At 61.3% G+C, this 19,550-nt stretch carries 20 protein-coding genes; 8 read left to right on the top strand and 12 right to left on the bottom strand.

Translation table 11 applies throughout. The features are described 5' to 3' along the window. Nucleotides 1–91 precede the first annotated feature (91 nt). The 4 genes from AC0NIL_RS17335 to AC0NIL_RS17320 all read left to right on the top strand — a co-directional run bounded on the left by AC0NIL_RS17335 (nt 92) and on the right by AC0NIL_RS17320 (nt 4,301). Nucleotides 92–652 carry a T4SS efffector SepA family protein gene (locus tag AC0NIL_RS17335; protein ID WP_127366739.1) on the top strand — a complete coding sequence of 187 codons (561 nt, stop codon included), beginning with the start codon at nt 92–94 and terminating at the stop codon, nt 650–652. A 2-nt stretch (nt 653–654) separates the two neighbouring features. Further along, entirely contained in the window at nt 655–2,748 is a 2,094-nt protein-coding gene (locus AC0NIL_RS17330) for an ASKHA domain-containing protein (protein WP_027160507.1), read from the top strand. Nucleotides 2,749–2,935: 187 nt separating this feature from the next. After that, nucleotides 2,936–3,121: a hypothetical protein gene (locus AC0NIL_RS17325; protein ID WP_027160508.1), complete on the top strand. Its 186-nt coding sequence runs from the start codon at nt 2,936–2,938 to the stop codon at nt 3,119–3,121. A gap of 232 nt (nt 3,122–3,353) precedes the next feature. Beyond that, the gene (locus tag AC0NIL_RS17320) at nt 3,354–4,301 is read left to right on the top strand and encodes an alpha/beta hydrolase (RefSeq protein ID WP_473573109.1); all 948 of its coding nucleotides are present in this window, start codon (nt 3,354–3,356) and stop codon (nt 4,299–4,301) included. Between the two features lie 27 nt (nt 4,302–4,328). On the opposite strand, the gene AC0NIL_RS17315 is transcribed toward AC0NIL_RS17320, so the two are convergent. Next, entirely contained in the window at nt 4,329–5,228 is a 900-nt protein-coding gene (locus tag AC0NIL_RS17315; RefSeq protein ID WP_013531163.1) for a LysR substrate-binding domain-containing protein, read from the bottom strand. 221 nt (nt 5,229–5,449) lie between these two features. Between AC0NIL_RS17315 and AC0NIL_RS17310 the strand changes: the two genes are divergently transcribed. The 4 genes from AC0NIL_RS17310 (at nt 5,450) to AC0NIL_RS17295 (ending at nt 7,585) form a co-directional block, all read left to right on the top strand. Then, the gene (locus tag AC0NIL_RS17310; protein WP_013531162.1) at nt 5,450–5,635 is read left to right on the top strand and encodes a hypothetical protein; all 186 of its coding nucleotides are present in this window, start codon (nt 5,450–5,452) and stop codon (nt 5,633–5,635) included. A 339-nt stretch (nt 5,636–5,974) separates the two neighbouring features. Continuing rightward, a complete protein-coding gene (locus AC0NIL_RS17305) occupies nt 5,975–6,109 on the top strand; it encodes a hypothetical protein (protein ID WP_013531161.1) in 135 nt (44 codons plus the stop codon). A 344-nt stretch (nt 6,110–6,453) separates the two neighbouring features. Continuing rightward, nucleotides 6,454–7,392, top strand: coding sequence for a GlxA family transcriptional regulator (locus tag AC0NIL_RS17300; RefSeq protein ID WP_348625597.1), 939 nt, complete (start codon nt 6,454–6,456; stop codon nt 7,390–7,392). 13 nt (nt 7,393–7,405) lie between these two features. Then, on the top strand, nt 7,406–7,585 hold the full coding sequence (locus AC0NIL_RS17295; protein WP_224674842.1) for a type II toxin -antitoxin system TacA 1-like antitoxin: 180 nt from the start codon (nt 7,406–7,408) through the stop codon (nt 7,583–7,585). On the opposite strand, the gene AC0NIL_RS17290 is transcribed toward AC0NIL_RS17295, so the two are convergent. From AC0NIL_RS17290 to AC0NIL_RS17240, 11 genes are all read right to left on the bottom strand, one after another. Next, a complete protein-coding gene (locus AC0NIL_RS17290) occupies nt 7,586–8,368 on the bottom strand; it encodes an ABC transporter ATP-binding protein (RefSeq protein ID WP_473573110.1) in 783 nt (260 codons plus the stop codon). After that, entirely contained in the window at nt 8,365–9,138 is a 774-nt protein-coding gene (locus AC0NIL_RS17285; protein ID WP_013531157.1) for an ABC transporter permease, read from the bottom strand. The genes AC0NIL_RS17290 and AC0NIL_RS17285 overlap by 4 nt, the downstream gene beginning before the upstream one ends. A 107-nt stretch (nt 9,139–9,245) precedes the next feature. Next, nucleotides 9,246–10,196, bottom strand: a complete 951-nt coding sequence (locus tag AC0NIL_RS17280; protein WP_473573112.1) for an ABC transporter substrate-binding protein — start codon at nt 10,194–10,196, stop codon at nt 9,246–9,248. A 154-nt stretch (nt 10,197–10,350) separates the two neighbouring features. Then, complete coding sequence (locus AC0NIL_RS17275; protein ID WP_024501320.1) at nt 10,351–10,695, bottom strand: peptidase inhibitor family I36 protein; 345 nt, start codon at nt 10,693–10,695, stop codon at nt 10,351–10,353. A gap of 78 nt (nt 10,696–10,773) precedes the next feature. Further along, nucleotides 10,774–11,622, bottom strand: coding sequence for a DUF1194 domain-containing protein (locus AC0NIL_RS17270; RefSeq protein ID WP_473573114.1), 849 nt, complete (start codon nt 11,620–11,622; stop codon nt 10,774–10,776). A 94-nt stretch (nt 11,623–11,716) separates the two neighbouring features. Further along, a complete protein-coding gene (locus AC0NIL_RS17265) occupies nt 11,717–14,278 on the bottom strand; it encodes a GcvT family protein (protein ID WP_473573116.1) in 2,562 nt (853 codons plus the stop codon). A gap of 155 nt (nt 14,279–14,433) precedes the next feature. After that, nucleotides 14,434–15,192, bottom strand: a complete 759-nt coding sequence (locus tag AC0NIL_RS17260) for an FkbM family methyltransferase (RefSeq protein WP_024501322.1) — start codon at nt 15,190–15,192, stop codon at nt 14,434–14,436. Continuing rightward, nucleotides 15,189–16,421: a hypothetical protein gene (locus AC0NIL_RS17255; RefSeq protein WP_473573118.1), complete on the bottom strand. Its 1,233-nt coding sequence runs from the start codon at nt 16,419–16,421 to the stop codon at nt 15,189–15,191. Before AC0NIL_RS17255 ends, AC0NIL_RS17260 begins: the two co-directional genes overlap by 4 nt. 21 nt (nt 16,422–16,442) lie before the next feature. Next, nucleotides 16,443–17,873: an aspartate aminotransferase family protein gene (locus AC0NIL_RS17250; RefSeq protein ID WP_174299086.1), complete on the bottom strand. Its 1,431-nt coding sequence runs from the start codon at nt 17,871–17,873 to the stop codon at nt 16,443–16,445. A 104-nt stretch (nt 17,874–17,977) separates the two neighbouring features. Continuing rightward, nucleotides 17,978–18,985: an NAD-dependent epimerase/dehydratase family protein gene (locus AC0NIL_RS17245; protein WP_275952810.1), complete on the bottom strand. Its 1,008-nt coding sequence runs from the start codon at nt 18,983–18,985 to the stop codon at nt 17,978–17,980. After that, nucleotides 18,982–19,431 (bottom strand): EamA family transporter, encoded by a 450-nt coding sequence (locus AC0NIL_RS17240; RefSeq protein ID WP_127369135.1) that lies wholly within the window; start codon nt 19,429–19,431, stop codon nt 18,982–18,984. The genes AC0NIL_RS17245 and AC0NIL_RS17240 overlap by 4 nt, the downstream gene beginning before the upstream one ends. Between the last annotated feature and the right edge of the window lie 119 nt (nt 19,432–19,550).

Below are 19,550 nucleotides of genomic sequence, written 5' to 3'. Positions count from 1 at the left end.
GAATTTGATGATTTAATAGAAATATGAAAATATGGATTGTGCCTACTCATATTTCCATATAGACCCCTTCCGTAACTTGAAGGAGGTTTTGATGCAACGTATCGAAATTTCGGACGCTGACTACGAACGCCTAAAGGCGCTTGCCGAGCCGTTTGTTGACACTCCAGCCACGGTTATAGGGCGATTGCTCGATCGATATTCTGGCCATTCCGACCAAAAAAAGGGGACTGAAGCCAACCCGTTGCCGATGATGTTTACGGAGATCCCTCCTCTAACTCATGCGAAATTTTTGGATGGAAATCTGGACGGGAAGTCACCCGAAAAGAAGGCTTGGGACGCTTTCCTTGTGGTCGCTTTGAATGCGGCATTGGAAAAGCTGAATGATCTCGATGAGTTGAGAAAAGTATCCGGCGCCAACTTGAAAAATGGTAGAAAAGAAGACGAGGGTTACAAGTATCTCGCCGAAAAGAAATACTCGTACCAAGGGGTTTCAGCTGAAGATGCGATGAAAATAGTGCAGCGTCTTTGCAAGTATTTTGACTGGCGTTGTGATTTGGAATTCGAGTGGCGTGACAAGGAAGACGCGTTTTTTCCCGGAAAGCGAGCCCACATTCATCTGTATGGTAGCTTTGTGAACGGTGGCATCAGCTAAAAATGAATTCACCTGCAAACATCACCGACCCGCTCGTGCTGTTCATGCCGTCGGGCAAGCGCGGGCGGTTTCCTGTCGGCACCCCGGTGCTCGATGCCGCGCGCCAGCTCGGCGTCTATGTCGAAAGTGTGTGCGGCGGACGCGCCACTTGCGGGCGTTGCCAGATCGAAGTGCAGGAAGGCAATTTCGCCAAGCACAAGATCACCTCCTCCAACGACCACATCACGCCCAAGGGCGCCAAGGAAGAGCGCTATGAGCGCGTCCGCGGCCTACCCGAACGGCGTCGCCTCTCCTGCTCGGCACAAATCCTCGGCGACCTCGTCATCGACGTGCCGCAGGATACGGTCATCAACGCGCAGACCATCCGCAAGGATGCCGACACCAGGGTCATCGCCCGCGATGCGGCGATCCGCATGTGCTATGTCGAGATCGAAGAACCCGACATGCACAAGCCGCTTGGTGATCTCGACCGGCTGAAGATCGCGCTGATGCACGATTGGGGTTTGAAAAGCCTCGATTTCGATTTTTATCTGCTGCCGCAGGTGCAAGGCATCCTGCGCAAGGGCAACTGGACCGCGACCGCCGCCATCTACAAGGATGCCGACTCTGAGACAGCGCGCGTCGTAGCACTTTGGCCCGGCCTCAAGAACGAAGCCTATGGGCTGGCCTGCGACATCGGCTCGACCACCATCGCCATGCATCTGGTGTCGCTGCTGTCGGGCCGCGTCGCCGCCTCGTCGGGCACCTCGAACCCGCAGATCCGCTTCGGCGAGGATCTGATGAGCCGCGTCTCTTATGTGATGATGAACCCGGACGGCCGCGAGGGCATGACGGTCGCCGTGCGTGAGGCCATCTCGGGTCTCGTCGACAAGGTCTGCGCCGAAGGCAATGTCCAGCGCAACGACATCCTGGACAGCGTCTTCGTTGGCAATCCGATCATGCACCATCTGTTCCTCGGCATCGATCCGACCGAGCTTGGCGGTGCCCCCTTCGCGCTCGCCGTTTCGGGCGCGGTGCACATCAAGGCATCCGACATCGGCCTCAAGCTCAACCAGGGCGCCAGGCTCTATATGCTGCCTTGCATCGCCGGCCATGTCGGTGCGGATGCGGCGGCGGTGACGCTGTCGGAAGGCCCGCATCGCCAGGACGAGATGATGCTGATCGTCGATGTCGGCACCAATGCCGAGATCGTGCTCGGCAATCGCCAGCGGGTGGTTGCGGCCTCCTCGCCCACCGGCCCTGCCTTCGAGGGCGCCGAAATCTCCGGCGGCCAGCGAGCAGCGCCCGGCGCCATCGAGCGCGTGCGCATCGATCCCGATACGCTTGAACCGAAATACCGCGTCATCGGCTCTGAACTGTGGTCCGACGAGCCGGGCTTCCTGGAAAGCGTCCAGGCGACCGGCGTCACCGGCATCTGCGGCTCCGGCATCATCGAAGTGGTGGCGGAGATGTATCTCGCCGGCATCATTTCCGAGGACGGCGTCATCGACGGCGGGCTTTCGGCGCGCTCGCCACGCGTTACGGCCAACGGCCGCACCTTCTCCTATGTGCTGAAGGACGGCTCCGCCGCATTGACGGAAGATGGGCCGAAGATCACCATCACCCAGACCGATGTGCGCGCCATCCAGCTTGCCAAGGCAGCGCTTTATGCCGGCACCAAGCTGTTGATGGAAAAGCAGAACACCGAGCATGTCGACCGCATTCATTTCGCCGGCGCCTTCGGCTCCTTCATCGATCCGAAATACGCCATGGTGCTGGGCCTGATCCCGGATTGCGACCTCGACAAGGTCTCGGCGGTCGGCAACGCCGCCGGTGCCGGCGCGCGCATGGCGCTGCTCAATCGCGGCTACCGCCGCGAGATCGAGGACACGGTCAGCAAGATCGAGAAGATCGAGACGGCGCTGGAACCGAAATTCCAGGAGCATTTCGTCTACGCCATGGCGCTGCCCAACAAGGTCGATCCGTTCCCGAAACTGTCGGCAGCGGTGAAACTGCCGCCGCGCAAGACGGTCAGCGAGGATGGCGTTGCCGGCGACGCCGCTCCGCGCCGGCGTTCGCGCGAAGGCCACGAGGGGCGGAGGCGTGGACGGGAATAAGCGGCCCGCCCCCGCCAACACCTTTCGAAACTCATTTGCATGCAAATGTTTCCGGATCGTCTGATCCGGAAACCAAAACGCTGTTTTCGTGAAATTCGCCAGATACATGGCAGGCGCATTCAACCGGCATCGAACGGCAGGCAGGAAATATCTTTCAGCCGCTGCAACGCTCCAGGGGGAGACAACGATGTCAATGCTCGAAAGCCTGAGCCGCTATGGCACCGCCATCAGACAAGCCCATGACCGCAGCAAAGCGCGGCGCCTGCTGAACAGCCTGCCGCCCGAAATCCAGAAGGACATCGGCTGGCCGGTGTCGCCGCGATCCAGTGAAAGGGCATCCCTCAGCAACGCTATCTGGAGCGCCGCGCGCTGATGACCTTCGCCGAGAAATGCAAATTGCTCGGCATGCGCCGGGAACCTCGCATGTCCCCGGCGACCACCAGCAACCGGCTGCGAGCCGCACTTTTACCGCGTCGCTGACCACTGCGGCGCGGATCAAACCGCCGTGTAGACGCGGGCGCAAATCTTGACATTTTCAGCCACGGCACAATCTTTCGATTTAGGGGGTTCTCTTAGTCGGCTTTGGCCGAAGTTCGTGTATCCGCATGCCAAGTTTGAAAAGCCATGTCGTGTCTTTTGTCTTGCGGCACAGCCGTAAGCAGGCATTTGCCAGTCCGGAAAATCTGCAGCGCTGGATCGCGGCCGCGCGCAAGACCGAGAACCACCGGCCGCCCGCCTCGCTACACCAGCGTCTCGATATCGAGATGCATACGGTCGGTGGCTTCCCCGTATACGAAATCCCACCCAAGTCCGGCGAACAGAAGCGGATTCTCTACTTGCACGGCGGCGCCTATGTCTTTGAAATCACGCCCTATCATTGGCACCTGATTGCCGACATGGCGGATCGGTTGGGCTACGCAATCACGGTGCCGATCTATCCAATCGCCCCCGAACATGATTTCCACGCCATGTTCGGAATGGTTGGCGATGTTTACCGGCAGATGCTCGCCGAGACGGAGGCCGAGGACATCGTCTTCATGGGCGATTCCGCCGGCGGCAACATGGCTGTGGTGCTGACCATGATGGCCGCCGAAGAAGGACTGTCCCTGCCGTCACGACATGTGCTCATTTCGCCGGGTCTCGACGTGTCGCTCACCAATCCCGCAGTGTTCGAGGCGGAACGCAACGACCCTTGGCTGGGCATAGCTGGCGGACGAGAGGCGATTCGTCTGTACAGTGCCGGCATCGATCCCAGCGACTGGCATATCAGCCCGGTCTATGGAGACCTGTCAGTGCTGCCAAGAACACTGCTTTTGACTGGCTCGCGCGATCTTTTGACGCCCGACAATCTGATCTTCGCGGAAAAAGCCCGCGCCGCCGGCGTTGAAATCGATCTTGTCTATGAGGAAGGCATGTTCCACGTCTGGCCGCTGATCGACATGCCGGAGGCCCGGCGCGCCCGCGAGCGCATCGTCGAATTTCTCGGGGAGAGCCGGATCGTGCAAGACACGAGAGTAAGGCCTGAACAGCGCCCCGCCGAAGCGGCGGAGTAGCTCTATATTGTCGTCCTTACCAGCCGGTCAGAACTTGCCGGTTTCCCGGAACACTTCGAAGGTCGCGCGGATGTGGTCGGCGACGGCCTTGACCGGCGCGCTGGCGTCCGGCGCCACCACCATCGCCAGATTGTAGGTGCCGATGTCGGGCATGCCGTCCTTCGGGCAGAGTTCGACCATGTCGTTGCCGAGAAACGACTTCGGCAGCGGCGCCACGGCGAGATCGGACATGATCGCGGCGCGCTGGCCGGCCGTGTGCGCGCTCATATAGGCGATGCGGTAGTTGCGGCCCTCGCGGCCAAGCGCATCGAGCGCTCCGGCGCGCCAGGCGCAGCCCTCTTCCCAAAGCGACACCGGCAAGGGCTCGCGCAGATGCGCGCAGCCACCCTTGGCGCCGGCCCAGACAATCGGCTCGGTCAGCAGCACCTCGGCGCCGAGCGCGCTGGTCTTGTAGGAATTGGTCAGCAGCGTGATGTCGAGCGCCCGGTCGTCCATGCGCCGGCGCAGATTGCTACTCTGGTCGATGGTGACGTCGACGGCGATCGACGGATGCGACTGCGCGAAACGCTTCAGCACATGCGGCAGCACGCGCTCGCCGTAATCGTCCGGCGAACCAAGCCGCACGACACCGACAATCTCGGGAATGATGAACTTCGACACCACCTCGCGGTTGATCGACAGCAGCCGGCGGGCATAGCCGAGCAGCATCTCGCCGTCCGTGGTCAGCGACACCGAGCGGGCGTCGCGCGCGAACACGGAGCGGCCGAGAATGTCCTCCAGCTTCTTGATCTGCATGGAGACGGCCGAAGGCGTGCGAAAGACGGCATTGGCGGCGGTGGTGAAGCTGCCGGTCTCGGCAATCGCCACGAAAGTGCGCAAAACGTCGAGATCGAGCAGTGGCAGCGGATGATTGAGCGGGGCGTTCATGGCAACCGACCTTCAATTTTTCTGATACAAAACATCATTCCATTTCGTTTGATTGAACATCAGATTGGGAGGATAGTCAACTCCATCGAATGAGGCAGCTGCCACAAGCAGCCATGAAACGACCCCGACACAGACCTGCATTCGACACGAAATGAAGTTGAAACAAACCCGACGTAACCAACGCGCTGTCTGGCACCCGCCAGCCACCAAAGGAGAAAGAAATGTCTATCCTGTCGTCTCTTGGTCGCATCGCGACCGAATTCAGCGCGGCACGCGCCCGCTACCAGACCGAGCGCGCCATCCGTTCCTTGCCGATCGAACTGCAGAAGGATATCGGCTGGCCTGAGGCTTCCGACACCAAGACCGGTACTCGCAATGGCATCGGATCCTGGGCTGGAGCAAAGTAGATCGTGTGTACTATGTGCTGAAGGCCTGCCGCGCGAACCGCCCGGCAGGCCTTCTTTATTTTATTTGTATACAAATGAGTTTTGGAGCCATGTCGCCAACGCATGACGCATATGAGAAAGCCGCATAGCAGCTCCTGTTTTCACTTAATGCCTTGTAAATGATCGTAAATTTTGGGCACCTTGCCCAAATCTGTCGCAATCGATGTCGCATTTCATATCAAGCGGTTCGCTTTTGCGATTTAGTTTCTGCTTACACAAGCCTATATCAGCGCCAGCAAACGAGCTGCCCCACTCCATCAAGCGAAGGCGACCCGTCTGAGCAACCGAATGGAGATGATTATGAAGCTTTTTGCCCGCCTCTTTGCCCGCCGCGAGATGAACCTGACCACCGCTCTCGAGCGTCAGCGTCTCGCCAACACCATGCCCGGCCAGACTGGCGCCATGAATGCGGCGCGCCTCGGCTTCGTCGCCTGAAGATTTTCCAGGCAGCGCATCCCTGCCGCTGCTTTAAAACTGCAACGCCGCCTGGCTCCAGCCAGAGCGGCGTTTTTGTTCTGCGCACAGGCTGTACGCTGCCTGTCCCTTGAACAGTTCGTGCCACTTCCGGGCCCCGCTGCACGCCGATGCCCATTTGCGACCCATGTCGCAAATTTAATCTTGTCGTAGCGGCGTAGCCGATTGACAGACATGGTTTTTCCTGATGTCGCTATGCTATTCGCGACATCCTGTTCGCGCCATGGCTGTGTGAGGTTCCCTTGAACGCCGTAAAGCATCCGATCAAGCGGTCGTTTGTATTCTTCCTTATTCCCGATTTCACCATGATCGCCTTTGCGACCGCGCTCGACCCGCTGCGCTCGGCCAATCGCATGCTCGGCTACGAGGCCTATCGATGGCGCCTCGCCAGCATCGACGGCAAGCCGGTGCGCGCCTCGAACGGAGTCGAATGCGCGGTCAACACGTCGCTCGAGGATGAACGCAAGAAGATGGCAGGTCCCGATCGGCCGAACATGGCCATCGTCTGCAGCGGCATCAATGTCGAGCGCTACCAAAACAAGTCCGCCTTCGCCTGGCTGCGCGAGGAATACAATCGCGGCGTCGCCGTCGGCGGCCTGTGCACCGGCGCGCATATCCTCGCCGCCGCCGGCCTGTTGTCCAACAAGCGCTGCGCCATCCACTGGGAGAACCTGCCGGGCTTTTCCGAGGCGTTCCCGAAGGCCAATGTCTTTGCCGACCTCTTCGAGATCGACCAGAACATCTACACCTGCGCCGGTGGCACCGCCGCACTCGACATGATGCTGAAGCTGATCGGCGACGACTTTGACGAGAACCTCGTCAACCGCGTCTGCGAGCAGGTGCTGACCGACCGCGTGCGCAGCCCCACCGACCGCCAGCGCCTGCCGCTGCGCGCCCGCCTCGGCGTCCAGAACTCGAAAGTGCTGACCATCATCGAGTTGATGGAAGGCAATCTGTCGGAGCCGCTGTCACTGATCGAGATCGCCGATCATGTCGACCTGTCGCGCCGCCAGATCGAGCGGCTGTTCCGCACCGAGATGGGCCGCTCCCCCGCCCGCTATTATCTCGAAATCCGGCTCGACCGCGCTCGGCACCTGCTGATCCAGTCCTCGATGCCAGTGGTCGAGGTGGCGGTCGCCTGCGGCTTCGTCTCGGCCTCGCATTTCTCCAAATGCTACCGCGAACTCTACGCCCGCTCGCCGCAGCAGGAGCGCGTCGACCGCAAGCAGCTGCTGGCCGCCTGAGCAGAGGTGTCACGTGAGTACGAGAACGACTCGACCCGAAAGGCTGGCCGACCGGCGCATCTTTCCTCTCGATGTCGAAAAATGGGTAGCGTTCAAGGCGGCTCTGGACGCCCCGAAACGTGATCTTCCTCGCCTCAAGCGTCTGTTGAGCGAGCCAAGTATCTTTCCAGATGATCAGGCTGTGTCGGTCTGACTACGCCTGCGCCGTGCGCATCGCCTCGACCCGAATATCCTCGGTCAGCCGCGCTTTCAGCGCCGAGAATTCCGGGCTGGTCTTCAGCGTGTAATGGCGCGGATGCGGCAGGTCGATGGCGACATCCGACTTGATGCGGCCAGGCCGCGCCGTCATCACGATGACGCGCGAGGCCATGAAGATCGCCTCCTCGATGTCATGGGTGACGAACAGCACCGTCTTTTGGCGCCGTTCCCAGATGCCGAGCAGCAGTTCCTGCATCAGACCGCGCGTCTGGTTGTCGAGCGCGCCGAACGGCTCATCCAGCAACAGGATCTCCGGATCGTTAGCCAGCGCCCGGGCGATCGCCGTGCGCTGCTGCATGCCGCCGGAGAGCTGCTTCGGCCAATGGTTCTCGAACCCTTTCAGGCCGACGAGATTGACGTAGGAAGCGACGACCCCGTCCCGCTCCTTTTCGGGCATTCCGCATTCGCGCAAGCCGAAAGCGATGTTCTGCGCCACAGTCAGCCAGGGAAACAGCGTGTAGGACTGAAAGACCATGCCGCGATCCGGCCCCGGCCGGGTCACCGCCTTGCCGTCGAGCAGCACACGGCCCTCGCTCGGTGCTTCCAGGCCCGCGACAATCCTGAGCAGTGTCGACTTCCCGCAGCCGGACGGCCCCAGAATAGTGATGAAGTCGTTGGCGGCGACCGCCAGGTCGATCGGCATCAGCGCCTTGACCGGCTGACCGCCGCGCACGCCGGCAAAGGTGCGCGAAACGCCCTCGATGAGAAGCTTGTTCACGCCAGGCTCCACGGAAAGAGCCAGCGGTTGAAGGCCTTGAAGGCGAAGTCGGACAACAGCCCGATCAGTCCGATGACGATGATGCCGAAGATGATCTGACCCGTCGCCAGCCGCGACTGACTGTTGATGATCATGTAGCCGATGCCTGATGACGAGCCGATCAGTTCCGCGACGATGACATAGGTCCAGGCCCAGCCGAGCACCAGCCGCAGCGTCTCGGCGATCTCCGGCGCATTGGCCGGCATGATCACCCGGTTGACGATGCCGCTGTTGGTGGAACCCAGCGTGTAGGCGGCCTCGACCAGATCGCGTCGTGTGCCGCCAACTTTGACCGCGATGATGAGGACGATCTGGAACACCGAGCCGACGAAGATGACCAGCAGTTTTTCCAGCTCGCCGATGCCGGCCCACAAGATGAGCAGTGGGATGAATGCCGACGCAGGCAAGTAGCGGGCGAAGGAGACAAAAGGCTCCAGAAACGCCTCCACCGGCTTCCAAGCGCCCATCGCGATGCCAAGCGGCACCGCGACGACCGAGGCAAGCAGGAAGCCGCCGAAGACGCGCCAGATGGTGATCAGAACGTCGAGCCAGAAACGGTCTTCGACCAAAAGCCGCCAGCCATCCCGCAGCATCGACAGCGGATCGGCGAGGAAGATGCGGTTGACGTGGCCGCCTAGCGTGATCCAAGCCCAGAAGGCCACGAAAAGCACGAAGAAGGAAATGCCGAGCACGGTTCGGATGCCCGGCGAGACTGGATGCAAGGGGCGCATCGTCAAATCGTCGCCATTTTCAAATGGTCCCCATGCTCAAATCGCGCTTTGTCCAAGAGAAGGCGGCAGCGCCAGGCGCCGCCGCTTGATGGTCAAAGGCCGAACGATCAGTTCGAAACCGCGCTGGTGTCAGCCAACGTGGTGACGTCGGGCGCTTCCTTGATCAGTCCCATCTGCAGCAGCAGTTCGCCGGCGGTCTTGGAAAAGTCCTGGAATTCCTTGGTGAAGAACTGTTTGTTCTCCGCCCGGTCGGCCCATTTCAGGTATTTCGCCGAATCCTCGAATTCCTTGGCCGACTGTTTCACGTCGGCACCCATGGTCTCGTAGGATTTCTGCGGATCGCTCTTGATCAGGTCGAGTGCATCAAAATAGCTGTCGGCCAGCGCCTTGGCGGCATCCGGATTGGTTTTCAGGAATTCGGGTGTGCAGCCCACCGTGTCGAGCACCATCGGGTAGTCGAGCGTCGTCGCCAGGATATGGCCCTGGTCCGACTTGTCGCGCACCGCCGAGATGAACGGCTCGTAGGTGACGGCGGCGTCGTTCTGCCTGGCGAGGAAAGCTTGCGCCGCCGCATCAGGCTCCAGATTGACGACGGTGACGTCCTTCGTCGACATGCCGTTCTTGTTCAGCACCCAGGCGAGCATGAAATAGGGCGACGTGCCCGGCGCCGATGACGCGACGTTCTTGCCCTTGAGATCGGCGACGGTCTTGATGTTGTTGCGGGCGACGATGCCGTCGGCGCCGTAGGATTTGTCGAGCTGGAAGATCTGCTTGGTGGTGACGCCGCTGGCGTTCCACACCAGCCAGGTCTCCACCGTGGTGGCCGCGCATTGCAGGTCGCCGCTGGCGATGGCGAGCGGCCGGCTCGCTTGCGGCACCTTTTTCAAGGTCACGTCGAGTCCGTGTTTCTCGAAGATGCCCGCCTGCTTCGCAAGCGTCAGCGGCGCGAAGCCTGTCCAGCCGCTGATGCCGATAGTGACCGAGGTGGCAGCCATCGCCGGTGCGGACAGGCCGGCGGCAAGTGTCAGAGTTGCGGTAAGAACGGCGATCCTGTTCATGTCGGTTCCCCTTTTGTTTTTGCTGGGGAATTGTCTCACAGACGCCAATCGGCTTGTCAATGAACAGCTTGGTGAGGCAACCGGCAGGCCCGGCTCTGCTGTCGGCCAATGGCTACCACCGCCAGAAATCCATCGTGGCTAATCCAAAATGGCCTCAATAATCGTCGCAGGTGCACTCCGCCGACGATATACGGTCATTCCAGTCGCTGCCGCCGAAATCGCGGATCCGGCGCCGGATCTCGATCGAGCGGCCACCCATCCGGGAGTCCTCATAGGCAATGAGTGTGCAACCCCGGCGCACAATCACCGACGACACACGGTCGTTCCAGAACTGGCCGCCGCGAAAGTTCACGGAATCGTCGGGGCCCATACCGATGGACCGACCGCGAAAATTCGCGTGCTCGAACATCATGCAGGCGGGCTCATCATTGTATTGGGCGCTGGCGGCGTCGGCAAAAAGCACGGACGCGACAGCAGTCAGGATGGCTAGACGTTTCATCTGATGTTTCCTCGGTTTTTGCCGCGGCCCCTCCGACTGGATAGCGCGGTCCGGCCAATTTGCCAATGCTTCGGTCGCCTAGCGGCTGTCAAACATCCAGCTGCGGTTGCGCCACATTTTCTCGCCGACCAGGCAGTCGGTGGCGGGCTTGTCCTGCGCCAATACCACCGGCGGATGCGTGGCTTCTTCTGCCGCCCATTGCGGCGAGGCCGGGCCGGCGAGTTCCAGCACCAGCTTGCGACGGATGGCTTCGGGAAACTGCGTCCAGTCATTGACCGGAATCATGAAGGCTCCGGGTCCGCCGATGACGCAGTCGCTGTAGTAGCGATCGAGATTGCTGATGTCGTAGGCGCCGGAAAAACCGCCTCGCGTCATCAGCGGCAGGCCGTTGATGACGATGCCTTGCTTGATCAGATCGTCGCGGGTCAGGTTGACCGGCGCGCCTTGATTGTTGGGGCCATCGCCCGAAATGTCGATGACCCGCTTCGTGCCCTGGTAGCCGCTTTCGGCGAACAGGTCGTTGCCGAACTCCAGCGCTCCGGAGATCGAGGTGCGCCGCGCGCTGTTGGGCGGCTGAGCGGATAGTTGCGCAACCACCCGCTCGGCGTCGGTGCGGCTGGCGATCACCGTCCACGGCACGATGACGCGCTGCCAGTTGGTGCCGGCCCATTCGACATAGGTGACGGCGATCTTGCCATAAGCGCCATCGGCAATGGCCTGCAGCACATTGTCGTGCGTCAGTGCCGCGGCGTAGCCGTGACGCTGGATCTCGAGTTCGTCCGGAGACATCGACAGCGAGACATCGACGGCCAGCACCAGCTCGACATCGACGGGCTCGTCAGCTTGGGCCGCAGGCGTCAACCAGAGCGTCAGTGCGAACGCGGCGCAGCCTGAAAGGAAATGTCTTGCGCAGGCAAAAGCAGACATGCCGCGAAGGTAAGCGAAAACCGTCGGCTTAAAAAGAGAAAAGCCCGGCCGATGGCCAGGCTTTTGCCTTCATGCCCTTTGCGCCGGCTAGCAATCAGCTGCGCGGCTTCAAATTCTCCGGATCGTAGAGCGGCTTGTAGCCGACAGCCGCCACTTCGACCGGATATGTCTCACCGAAATACTCGATCGTGAGCTTGCGGCCTTCCTGGGCGTACGCCCACGGCAGATAGGCAAGACCGATATTCTTGCCGATGGTCGGGCCATAGGCCATCGAGGTGGTGAAGGACCGCCGGCCGAGTTCGTCGACCAGCGTCTCGCCGGTCTTCGGATCCATCACCGGCATGGTGCCGACGGGATAGCGGGCAACGCCTTTGGAATCGACATTCTCGGTCATCACCAGCGTGCACAGCATGGCCGGTTGTTGCTCGCGGGCGCGGTATTCGACGTGCTTCGCCTTGCCGCAGAAATCGTTCTCCTTGACCTTTGGACGAGCGAGATCCGCTTCGAGCAGATTGTACTCGGTCAGAAGGTCGGCGTTCTGCAGGCGTAGGCTCTTTTCCATGCGGCGCGTGTTGGCATAGGTCTCGACGCCGAAAGGCATCACGCCGGTCGAGCGCAGCGCGTCCCACACAGCGAGACCGTCCTGGTAGCGCATATGCAGTTCCCAGCCCTGCTCGCCGACATAGGAGATGCGGAAAGCGGTGACGTCCTTGCCGCCGATCCGGACCGGCTTGATCGCCGCGAATGGGAAGTTCTCAACAGAGAGCCCGTCCGGGTTTTCGACCACCTTCTGCAAGGTCGCCCGGGCGTTCGGCCCCCAGATGCCGATGGTCACATAGTTCTCGGTCACGTCGGTGATGGTGACGTCGAAACCTTTGTCCTGTGCCGTGCGGCGCATGTACTGGAAGTCGCGCGGGCCAGCGTCCGCGCCGTCGATCAAACGACAGCGGTCGGCCATGCGAATGACGGTAAAGTCGGCCCGCACCATGCCTTCCTCGTCGAGGAAGTGGGTGTAGATGCCCTTGCCGATGTTGTTGTCGCCGCCAATCTTGGCTGCGCACAACCATTCCAGCAGCGCGACATGGTCTGGACCTTCGATGTCGTACATGGCGAAATGCGACAGGTTGACGATGCCGCAATCCTCGCTCATGGCGAGATGTTCGGCATTGGAGACGCGCCAGAAATGGCGGTTGTCCCATTCGTTCTCACGCACCGGCACCCGGTTGCCGTATTTCTCCAGGAGATGCTCGTTGGCGGCATAGCCGTGGGCGCGCTCCCAGCCGCCGAGTTCCATGAAATAACCGCCGAGTTCCTTCTCGCGCTCCCAGAACGGCGAGCGCCGGATATTGCGGGCCTTGGAGAACGGCTCGCGCGGATGTACCGCCGGATTGTAGACCTTCATCGCCGTCTCGGTGCAGCGGTCCCAGATGAACTGCTCCTTGGTCTGGTGCGGATAGAACCGTGCATAGTCGATGGCATGGTGATCGATTGCGGTGCGGCCGTCGGTCATCCAGTCGGCGATCAGCTTGCCCATGCCGGGACCATCCTTGACCCAGATGGCAACGGCATACCACAGACCCCGCACCTTCTGGCTTTCGCCCATCGACGGGCCGCCATCCGCGGTTACCTGGAGAAGTCCATTGAACGAATGGCTCTCATTATAGCCGAGTTCGCCGAGGATCGGCGTCAGTTCCATGGCGCGTTCGAGCGGCGCCAGGATCTGTTCCATGTCGAGATCGCGTTGCGACGGCGAAAGCCGCGCCTGGTCCTTCTCCAGCAGGTCGCGCGGGTGGCAAAGGCGCGGATTGGTCTCTTCGTAATAACCCCATTCGATCTGCCCGCCCTCGGCGGTCTTGGGATCACCGGTGTCGCGCATATAGGCCGAGTTGCCCTGGTCGCGCAGCAGCGGCCAGCCGATCTCCTTGCCGGTGCCGGCGAACTCGTTGTAGGGGCCGAAGAAGGTCAGCGGATGGTCGATCGGCATGACCGGCAGGTCTTCGCCGACCATTTCCGCTATCAGCCGGCCCCAAATCCCGGCGCAGACGACGACATAGTCGGCCTCGATGGTGCCGCGGTCCGTTACCACGCCTGATATGCGGCCGTCCTTGACGACCAGCGACCGGGCCGATGTGTTGGCGAAGGATTTGAGCTTGCCCGACGCTTCCGCCTGGTCGACCAGCTTGCCGGCGACCGTCTGCGAACGCGGGATGACCAGACCGGCATCGGGATCCCAAAGACCACCTTGAACAATCGCTTCTTCGATGAGCGGAAATTTTTCCTTGATCTCGGCCGGCTCGATCAGGCGCGCGCGCGTGCCAAACGCCTTGGCCGAGGCGATCTTGCGCTTGATTTCTTCCATTCGGCTGTCGTCGCCGACACGCGCGACCTCGAGGCCGCCGATACGCGCGTAATGACCCATCTTCTCGTAGAAATCGATGGAGTAGAGCGTCGTCCAGCACGACAGGAAATCGTGGCTGGTGGTGTAGCAGAAGTCGGAGGCGTGCGCCGTCGAGCCGATATCGGTCGGGATGCCTGATTTGTCGATGCCGACAATGTCATCCCAGCCGCGTTCGATCAGGTGATGGGCGATCGATGCGCCGACAATACCGCCCAGGCCGACGATGACGACCCTCGCCTTTTTCGGAAACTCTGCCATTGCCCGCGACTCCAAAGTGATAAAGCGGGCGGACTATAGGGCGGAGCGGCAGGGCGATTGAAGCCTGTTTGCGACATTGGCAAAAAGCCGAGCGACCAGACGGCAGAATGCTTCACATCGGGCGCCTGGGGCGGTTCGCTTTTCGGTGGGCTAACTCAGGCGAAGGCCCAGATGTCTTCGGCCTGGAAGCCGACCTGATAGCCTGATGTCTTCAGCTTGACCACGACCTGGCCGATCTCGGCGGCCGGCAGCGCGCCAACCTCGACCTTGATCATGCCGGGGCGGTAGCGCTTGAGGTCGAGCTGTTCGAAGACGATCCAGTCGGCGCCCTCGCAATCGACGAGGAAGGCATCGATATGGATGATGCCGTTGCGGTCGAGCAGCGTCTGCAAGGTCTCGGATGGCACCTCGATGTCCCTGAGGTGCGGGGCGAACTTGTTGAAGTTGGCGTCGGCCTCGCCCCAGGCATTCTTGCCCGACATCAGATTGGTGTCGGTGACCGACGAACAGCCGATGAATTCGATGGGCAGCGTGCCGGACTCGAGCGCGGCGGCATCGAAGGTGTGGACGGTGATCGTCCCCTTGGCCTTTGTCACCGCCACCGGCTCGATGATGAACCGGCCGGTGTCGGGATAATTGGCGCGCAGCCGTTTCTGATTGTACGGGATCGGCTCGACCAGCATCGCGCGTGCGCCAGCTATGCGGTGCAGCCACGGCGTCACATCGTCGAACAGCGCGCCGTCGCAGGCGCCGACATTGACCATCTGGAACGGCCGCCCTGCCCCACCGAACCGCGCCTTCAGCGCCGCCTTGGCCAGGAACTTCGTGCCGCGCAGCGATGGTCCGCGGTCGAGAACGCCACTGGGAAGACCGAGCGACAGGGCAACGCGCGCCAGGCTGGATAGCGAACTCATGACTTGTCTCCAGGAATGATTTGCATGGCAGCGCGATTCTGACCGCGAGCCGCGGCCGCCCACAACGCCATGAGCGGCGTCGCCAGCAGCAGGAATGGCGGGATCAGATGCGGGAAATAGATGCGCGTGTCGTGGATCGGGAAGACGGTGAACTTCGCCAGCGCGCCGAGCACCAGTGCCGCAAACAGGATGCCGGCGCGGCGGTCGAGGCGGAAGCCGGCGCGGGCGGCGGCAAACCAGCCGGCCAGTGCCAGCACCGACACCCCGACCCAGCTGTTCAGGCTGACGGCACGCAGCAGCGAGGTGGCAAATGCCCTGAGATAGGCAACGATGGAGAATGGCGGCTCGAATTCTTCCATATTGTAATGCTGCTCTATGCTGGAGAACCACAGATGCGGCCACCAGCCGGGATGATGCGCCCAGTGCGAGATGGCAAAATAGGCAACGAGGGAAGCGGCAAAGCCGGCCAGCGCGCCCCACGATTTCTGCCGAAAGGCGACCAGCAGCACGGCAAAAACAGCAAGGAAAACAATATTGTCCGGGCGCACCATGAAGGCGAGGAAGAGCAGGATCGCGGTCGCCATCTCGCGCCCGCGATCATAGGCATAGAGCCCGCCGAGCAGCAGCGCTGACGTGAGCAGATCCGGCGTCGAAGCGCGCGCCGCATCGCCGAAATCGGCCATGATCAGCACCGCGCCGACCACAGGCGCCAAGGCCAGTGCCCCCTCGGAGCGCAGCCACATCAGGGCGATCGCGCCGAACAGCAGAACCGAGACCACTGAGACTAGGCGCATCGCCTCGACCGGCGATATCACCGCGCTCATCGTCGACAGGACCTCGGCGTAGAGGAACTTGATCCTGTACATGCCGAGCAGCGAATGGAAGTCGGCGGCATTTTCTGTCATGTGGCTGCGGAAGCCGCCGCCATCATCGGTCAGCGCCTTATAATCGCTTGCCGAAACGCCCGATTTGACTGTGTTGTAGGCATAGTCGTGCAGCGCCTGTGCATCGGGATAGGTGCCCTCCTCCGATATAGCGAGATAGGGCAGCATGTCCCAATTGGCGTCGGGCATTACCCATGCCGTGAACGCTGTAAAAAGGATGTAGAGCGCGAAGGCCGCAGCGCCGATCGGTGCCGCCAGCCGCGCATAAGTCCCCTCGCCCCACGCCAGGCCGGCTCCGGTGAGCCGGTCGAGTGGGTTTTGTGGAGCGGGCGACTTGGTCAGCATCGTTGTACCCAGCGAACTCGCTTAACGAACCTGGCTTTTGACGAAATCCTTCACGATCGACACGATGCCGCGCGACAGCAGGCTGTCGAAGGCATCGACGAAGCGATCGACATGCTCGCGCTGGCAGATCAACGGCGGCTCCAGCCGGATGACGTTGCGGTTGTACTCGGTGAAGGCGACCAGCACGTCGTAGTCGCGCAGCAGCAGCGCGCCGACGAAGCCCGACAGCGAGCCCTTCAGCTTGTCGTCGAGCACGCTGACGATCGGCCGCAGCACCATCGGCAAGGTCTGCGAGAAGTCGTGGAACTCCAGGCCGACCATAAACCCCTTGCCGCGCACATCCTTGATGATCTTCGGGTACTTTTCCCTGAGCGCCTGCAGGCGCTGCAGCAAATAGTCGCCGGTGACGGCGGCATTGTCGATCAGCCCCTCGTCGTAGAGCACGTTGAGCCCTTCGATCGAGGTGACGCAGGCCTCGCCCATTCCGCCGAAGGTCGCCATGGCATGGATCATCGCCGTTTTCGGTGTGCCATAGGCCTTCATGTAGACCTCGCGCCGCGCAATCATCGCGCCGACCGCCGCCTTGCCGGCGCCGAGCGACTTGGCCAGCGCCGTAACATCGGGAACGACGCCGTAATGTTCGAAGGCGTAGAAGCGGCCCGAACGGCCGTAGCCGCACTGCACTTCGTCAGCGACCCACAGCACGCCATACTGGTCGCACAACGCGCGCAGCTTCTGCCAGTACTCGGCAGGCGCCTGGATGATGCCGCCGCCGCCCTGGATGGTTTCCAGCACGATGACGCCGACCTCCGGGTCGGAACGGAACAGGCGCTCGACCGCCTCGATGTCGGCAAACGGGATGCGGACCGTGTTTTCGGCCACCTTGAAGTCGGCGCGGTAGAGCTGGCCGTCGGTGATGCCGAGCACGCCCTTGGTCTTGCCATGGAAGGAATTCTCGGCATAGACGACCTTCGGCCGCTTCGGACCGGCGGCGCGCTCGGCGAGCTTAACCGCCGCTTCCATCGCTTCCGAGCCGGACGAACCCAGAAACACCATGTCGAGATCGCCGGGCGAGCATTTGGCGATGTTGTGCGCAAGTGCCGCCGCATATTGCGACATGAAGGCGATGGCGATTTCCTGGCGCTTCTCCTCCTGGAATTTCTTGCGTGCTTCCAGGATGCGCGGATGGTTGTGGCCAAAGGCCAGCGAACCGAAGCCGCCGAAGAAGTCGAGGATCTTGCGGCCGTTCTGGTCGATGTAGAACATGCCTTCGGCGCGCTCGATCTTGATCTTGTGGAAGCCGAGCAGCTTCATGAAATGCAGCTGGCCGGGGTTGAGATGCGCCTTGAACAGGTCGGTCATTGCCGCGACGTCCATCGCCTTGGCCTGCTCGACGCTGATCAGGTTGGGCTTGGCGATGGTGGCGGGCGACAGCGCCGGCGCACTGACCATGGTGCGCGCATTCGTCTGTTCGGGCTTGGCCATGACGGTCATTTCAATCTCCTGTCTGCACGCACGACCGCAATCGTGCGCAACGAAAGCTGTTTTGCGAGCCGCTATTCGGCGGGCACATGTGTGGTGGCGACCGCGAGACCGGCTTTCTTGGCGCGGTACTCGCTATAGGCGGCGATCAGCATGTCCTCGTCGCGATATTGCGGCGCCCAGCCGAGCTGACGCCCGGCCTTGGACACGTCGAGCACGCATTCCTCGTCGGCGATCAGATACTGTTCTGGGTCCATGATCGGCATGTTCATCAGGTCGAGCAGGTCCAGCGTGCGCTTGACTGCCCAGCCCGGTGTCGGGATCAGGATCGATTTCGAGCCGGCATGCCTGATCAGATCGCCGAGCAGCTTCTTGACCGGCGGTGGATTGAGTGAACCCAGATTATAGGCCTCGTTTGGCACGCCGGCCTTCCAGGCCGCGCGGGCGGCTTCGGCGCAGTCGAACACCGAGATGAACTGATAAGGGTTCCTGCCCGAACCGATCATCGGCACCGGAAAATTCCAGTCGATCAGCTTGAACAGTTTTTCGAGAATGCCGAGCCGGCCGGGACCGATGATCAGGCGCGGGCGAAACAGCGAGATCGACATGCCGCGCTTGCGCCACTCGGCCGCCAGCTCCTCGGTCTTCTGCTTCGACCAGCCATATTCGCCCAGCGGCGCCACCGGGTGCTCCTCGGTCATAGGCTGCGTGACCGTGTGGCCGTAGATCATGTCGGTCGTGTAGTGGACGAGTTTTGACGCACCGGCTCCGTCCATGGCCTGCATGATGTGCTCGGTGCCATGGAAATTTACAGGGAAGAAGAAGTCATGCCGCTTGGCGCGCACCTGGATCGGCGACAGCATCTTGGCCGACAAATTGTAGACCATGTCGTCGGCCTTCAGCCCAATCGCGGCGACCGAGGCCGGATCGGTGACGTCGCATTGGATAAAGCGGACGCTGCGGTAATGCGGCAGGTCGCTCTTGACGATGTCGGCGACGACAACCTCTTCACCATCGGCCACAAGCTTCGGGGCAAGATGGCGGCCGACGAAACCGTCACCGCCGAAAATTATATGTCTCATCGAAGGATCTCGTTTGCTTGGATCTTGTCGGGCGTGATGGAAGCGGCCTGGTCCTCATGCCCTTGCCCACCCAAATCCCGGCCACTTTGCGCGATCAGCACCGTGCCGACGCAGATGAAGGCGATGCCGGCGATCCGCCAGCCATTGAGGTCCTCGCGGAAGACGAAATAAGCGAAGATGGCGACGGCAACATAGGCGAGGCTGAGGAACGGATAAGCGAAGGAGAGCTCGACCTTGGACAGCACATAGAGGTGCGAGGCCATCGAGATGACGAAGGTACACAGGCCAAGGAACACCCAGGGGCTGAAGACGATCTGCAGCAGCTTGACGAGCGGATTGACGCCCTCGAACGAGATCGGTCCGAGCGACATCATGCCTTGCTTCAGCATCAGCTGCGCCGCGGCATTGGTCATGACTGTAAAGAGAATGAAGACGATGTATTTCATGAGTTCCAAGCCACCCCTTCACACTTCCTACTACAAACCCGCAAACATTTGGTGAAGTCCCAACATTGTTTTGAGTGAATCGCGCTATCAACCATCTGTTAACCAATAATTATTCGGAT

It is taken from the genome of Mesorhizobium sp. WSM1343 (genome assembly GCF_055901535.1).
Note: the sequence above shows the minus strand (reverse complement) of the source record. Positions and strands in the feature narration are given on the sequence as shown.

Excerpts from the sequence above, each read along its gene's own strand:
- AC0NIL_RS17255 (WP_473573118.1), bottom strand. The coding sequence starts at position 16,421 with ATGCTGACCAAGTCGCCCGCTCCACAAAACCCACTCGACCGGCTCACC.
- AC0NIL_RS17265 (WP_473573116.1), bottom strand. The coding sequence starts at position 14,278 with ATGGCAGAGTTTCCGAAAAAGGCGAGGGTCGTCATCGTCGGCCTGGGC.
- AC0NIL_RS17305 (WP_013531161.1), top strand. The coding sequence starts at position 5,975 with ATGAAGCTTTTTGCCCGCCTCTTTGCCCGCCGCGAGATGAACCTGACC.
- AC0NIL_RS17310 (WP_013531162.1), top strand. The coding sequence starts at position 5,450 with ATGTCTATCCTGTCGTCTCTTGGTCGCATCGCGACCGAATTCAGCGCG.
- AC0NIL_RS17280 (WP_473573112.1), bottom strand. The coding sequence starts at position 10,196 with ATGAACAGGATCGCCGTTCTTACCGCAACTCTGACACTTGCCGCCGGC.
- AC0NIL_RS17270 (WP_473573114.1), bottom strand. The coding sequence starts at position 11,622 with ATGTCTGCTTTTGCCTGCGCAAGACATTTCCTTTCAGGCTGCGCCGCG.
- AC0NIL_RS17275 (WP_024501320.1), bottom strand. The coding sequence starts at position 10,695 with ATGAAACGTCTAGCCATCCTGACTGCTGTCGCGTCCGTGCTTTTTGCC.
- AC0NIL_RS17330 (WP_027160507.1), top strand. The coding sequence starts at position 655 with ATGAATTCACCTGCAAACATCACCGACCCGCTCGTGCTGTTCATGCCG.
- AC0NIL_RS17320 (WP_473573109.1), top strand. The coding sequence starts at position 3,354 with ATGCCAAGTTTGAAAAGCCATGTCGTGTCTTTTGTCTTGCGGCACAGC.
- AC0NIL_RS17300 (WP_348625597.1), top strand. The coding sequence starts at position 6,454 with ATGATCGCCTTTGCGACCGCGCTCGACCCGCTGCGCTCGGCCAATCGC.
- AC0NIL_RS17250 (WP_174299086.1), bottom strand. The coding sequence starts at position 17,873 with ATGGTCAGTGCGCCGGCGCTGTCGCCCGCCACCATCGCCAAGCCCAAC.
- AC0NIL_RS17245 (WP_275952810.1), bottom strand. The coding sequence starts at position 18,985 with ATGAGACATATAATTTTCGGCGGTGACGGTTTCGTCGGCCGCCATCTT.
- AC0NIL_RS17315 (WP_013531163.1), bottom strand. The coding sequence starts at position 5,228 with ATGAACGCCCCGCTCAATCATCCGCTGCCACTGCTCGATCTCGACGTT.
- AC0NIL_RS17260 (WP_024501322.1), bottom strand. The coding sequence starts at position 15,192 with ATGAGTTCGCTATCCAGCCTGGCGCGCGTTGCCCTGTCGCTCGGTCTT.
- AC0NIL_RS17325 (WP_027160508.1), top strand. The coding sequence starts at position 2,936 with ATGTCAATGCTCGAAAGCCTGAGCCGCTATGGCACCGCCATCAGACAA.
- AC0NIL_RS17285 (WP_013531157.1), bottom strand. The coding sequence starts at position 9,138 with ATGCGCCCCTTGCATCCAGTCTCGCCGGGCATCCGAACCGTGCTCGGC.
- AC0NIL_RS17335 (WP_127366739.1), top strand. The coding sequence starts at position 92 with ATGCAACGTATCGAAATTTCGGACGCTGACTACGAACGCCTAAAGGCG.
- AC0NIL_RS17240 (WP_127369135.1), bottom strand. The coding sequence starts at position 19,431 with ATGAAATACATCGTCTTCATTCTCTTTACAGTCATGACCAATGCCGCG.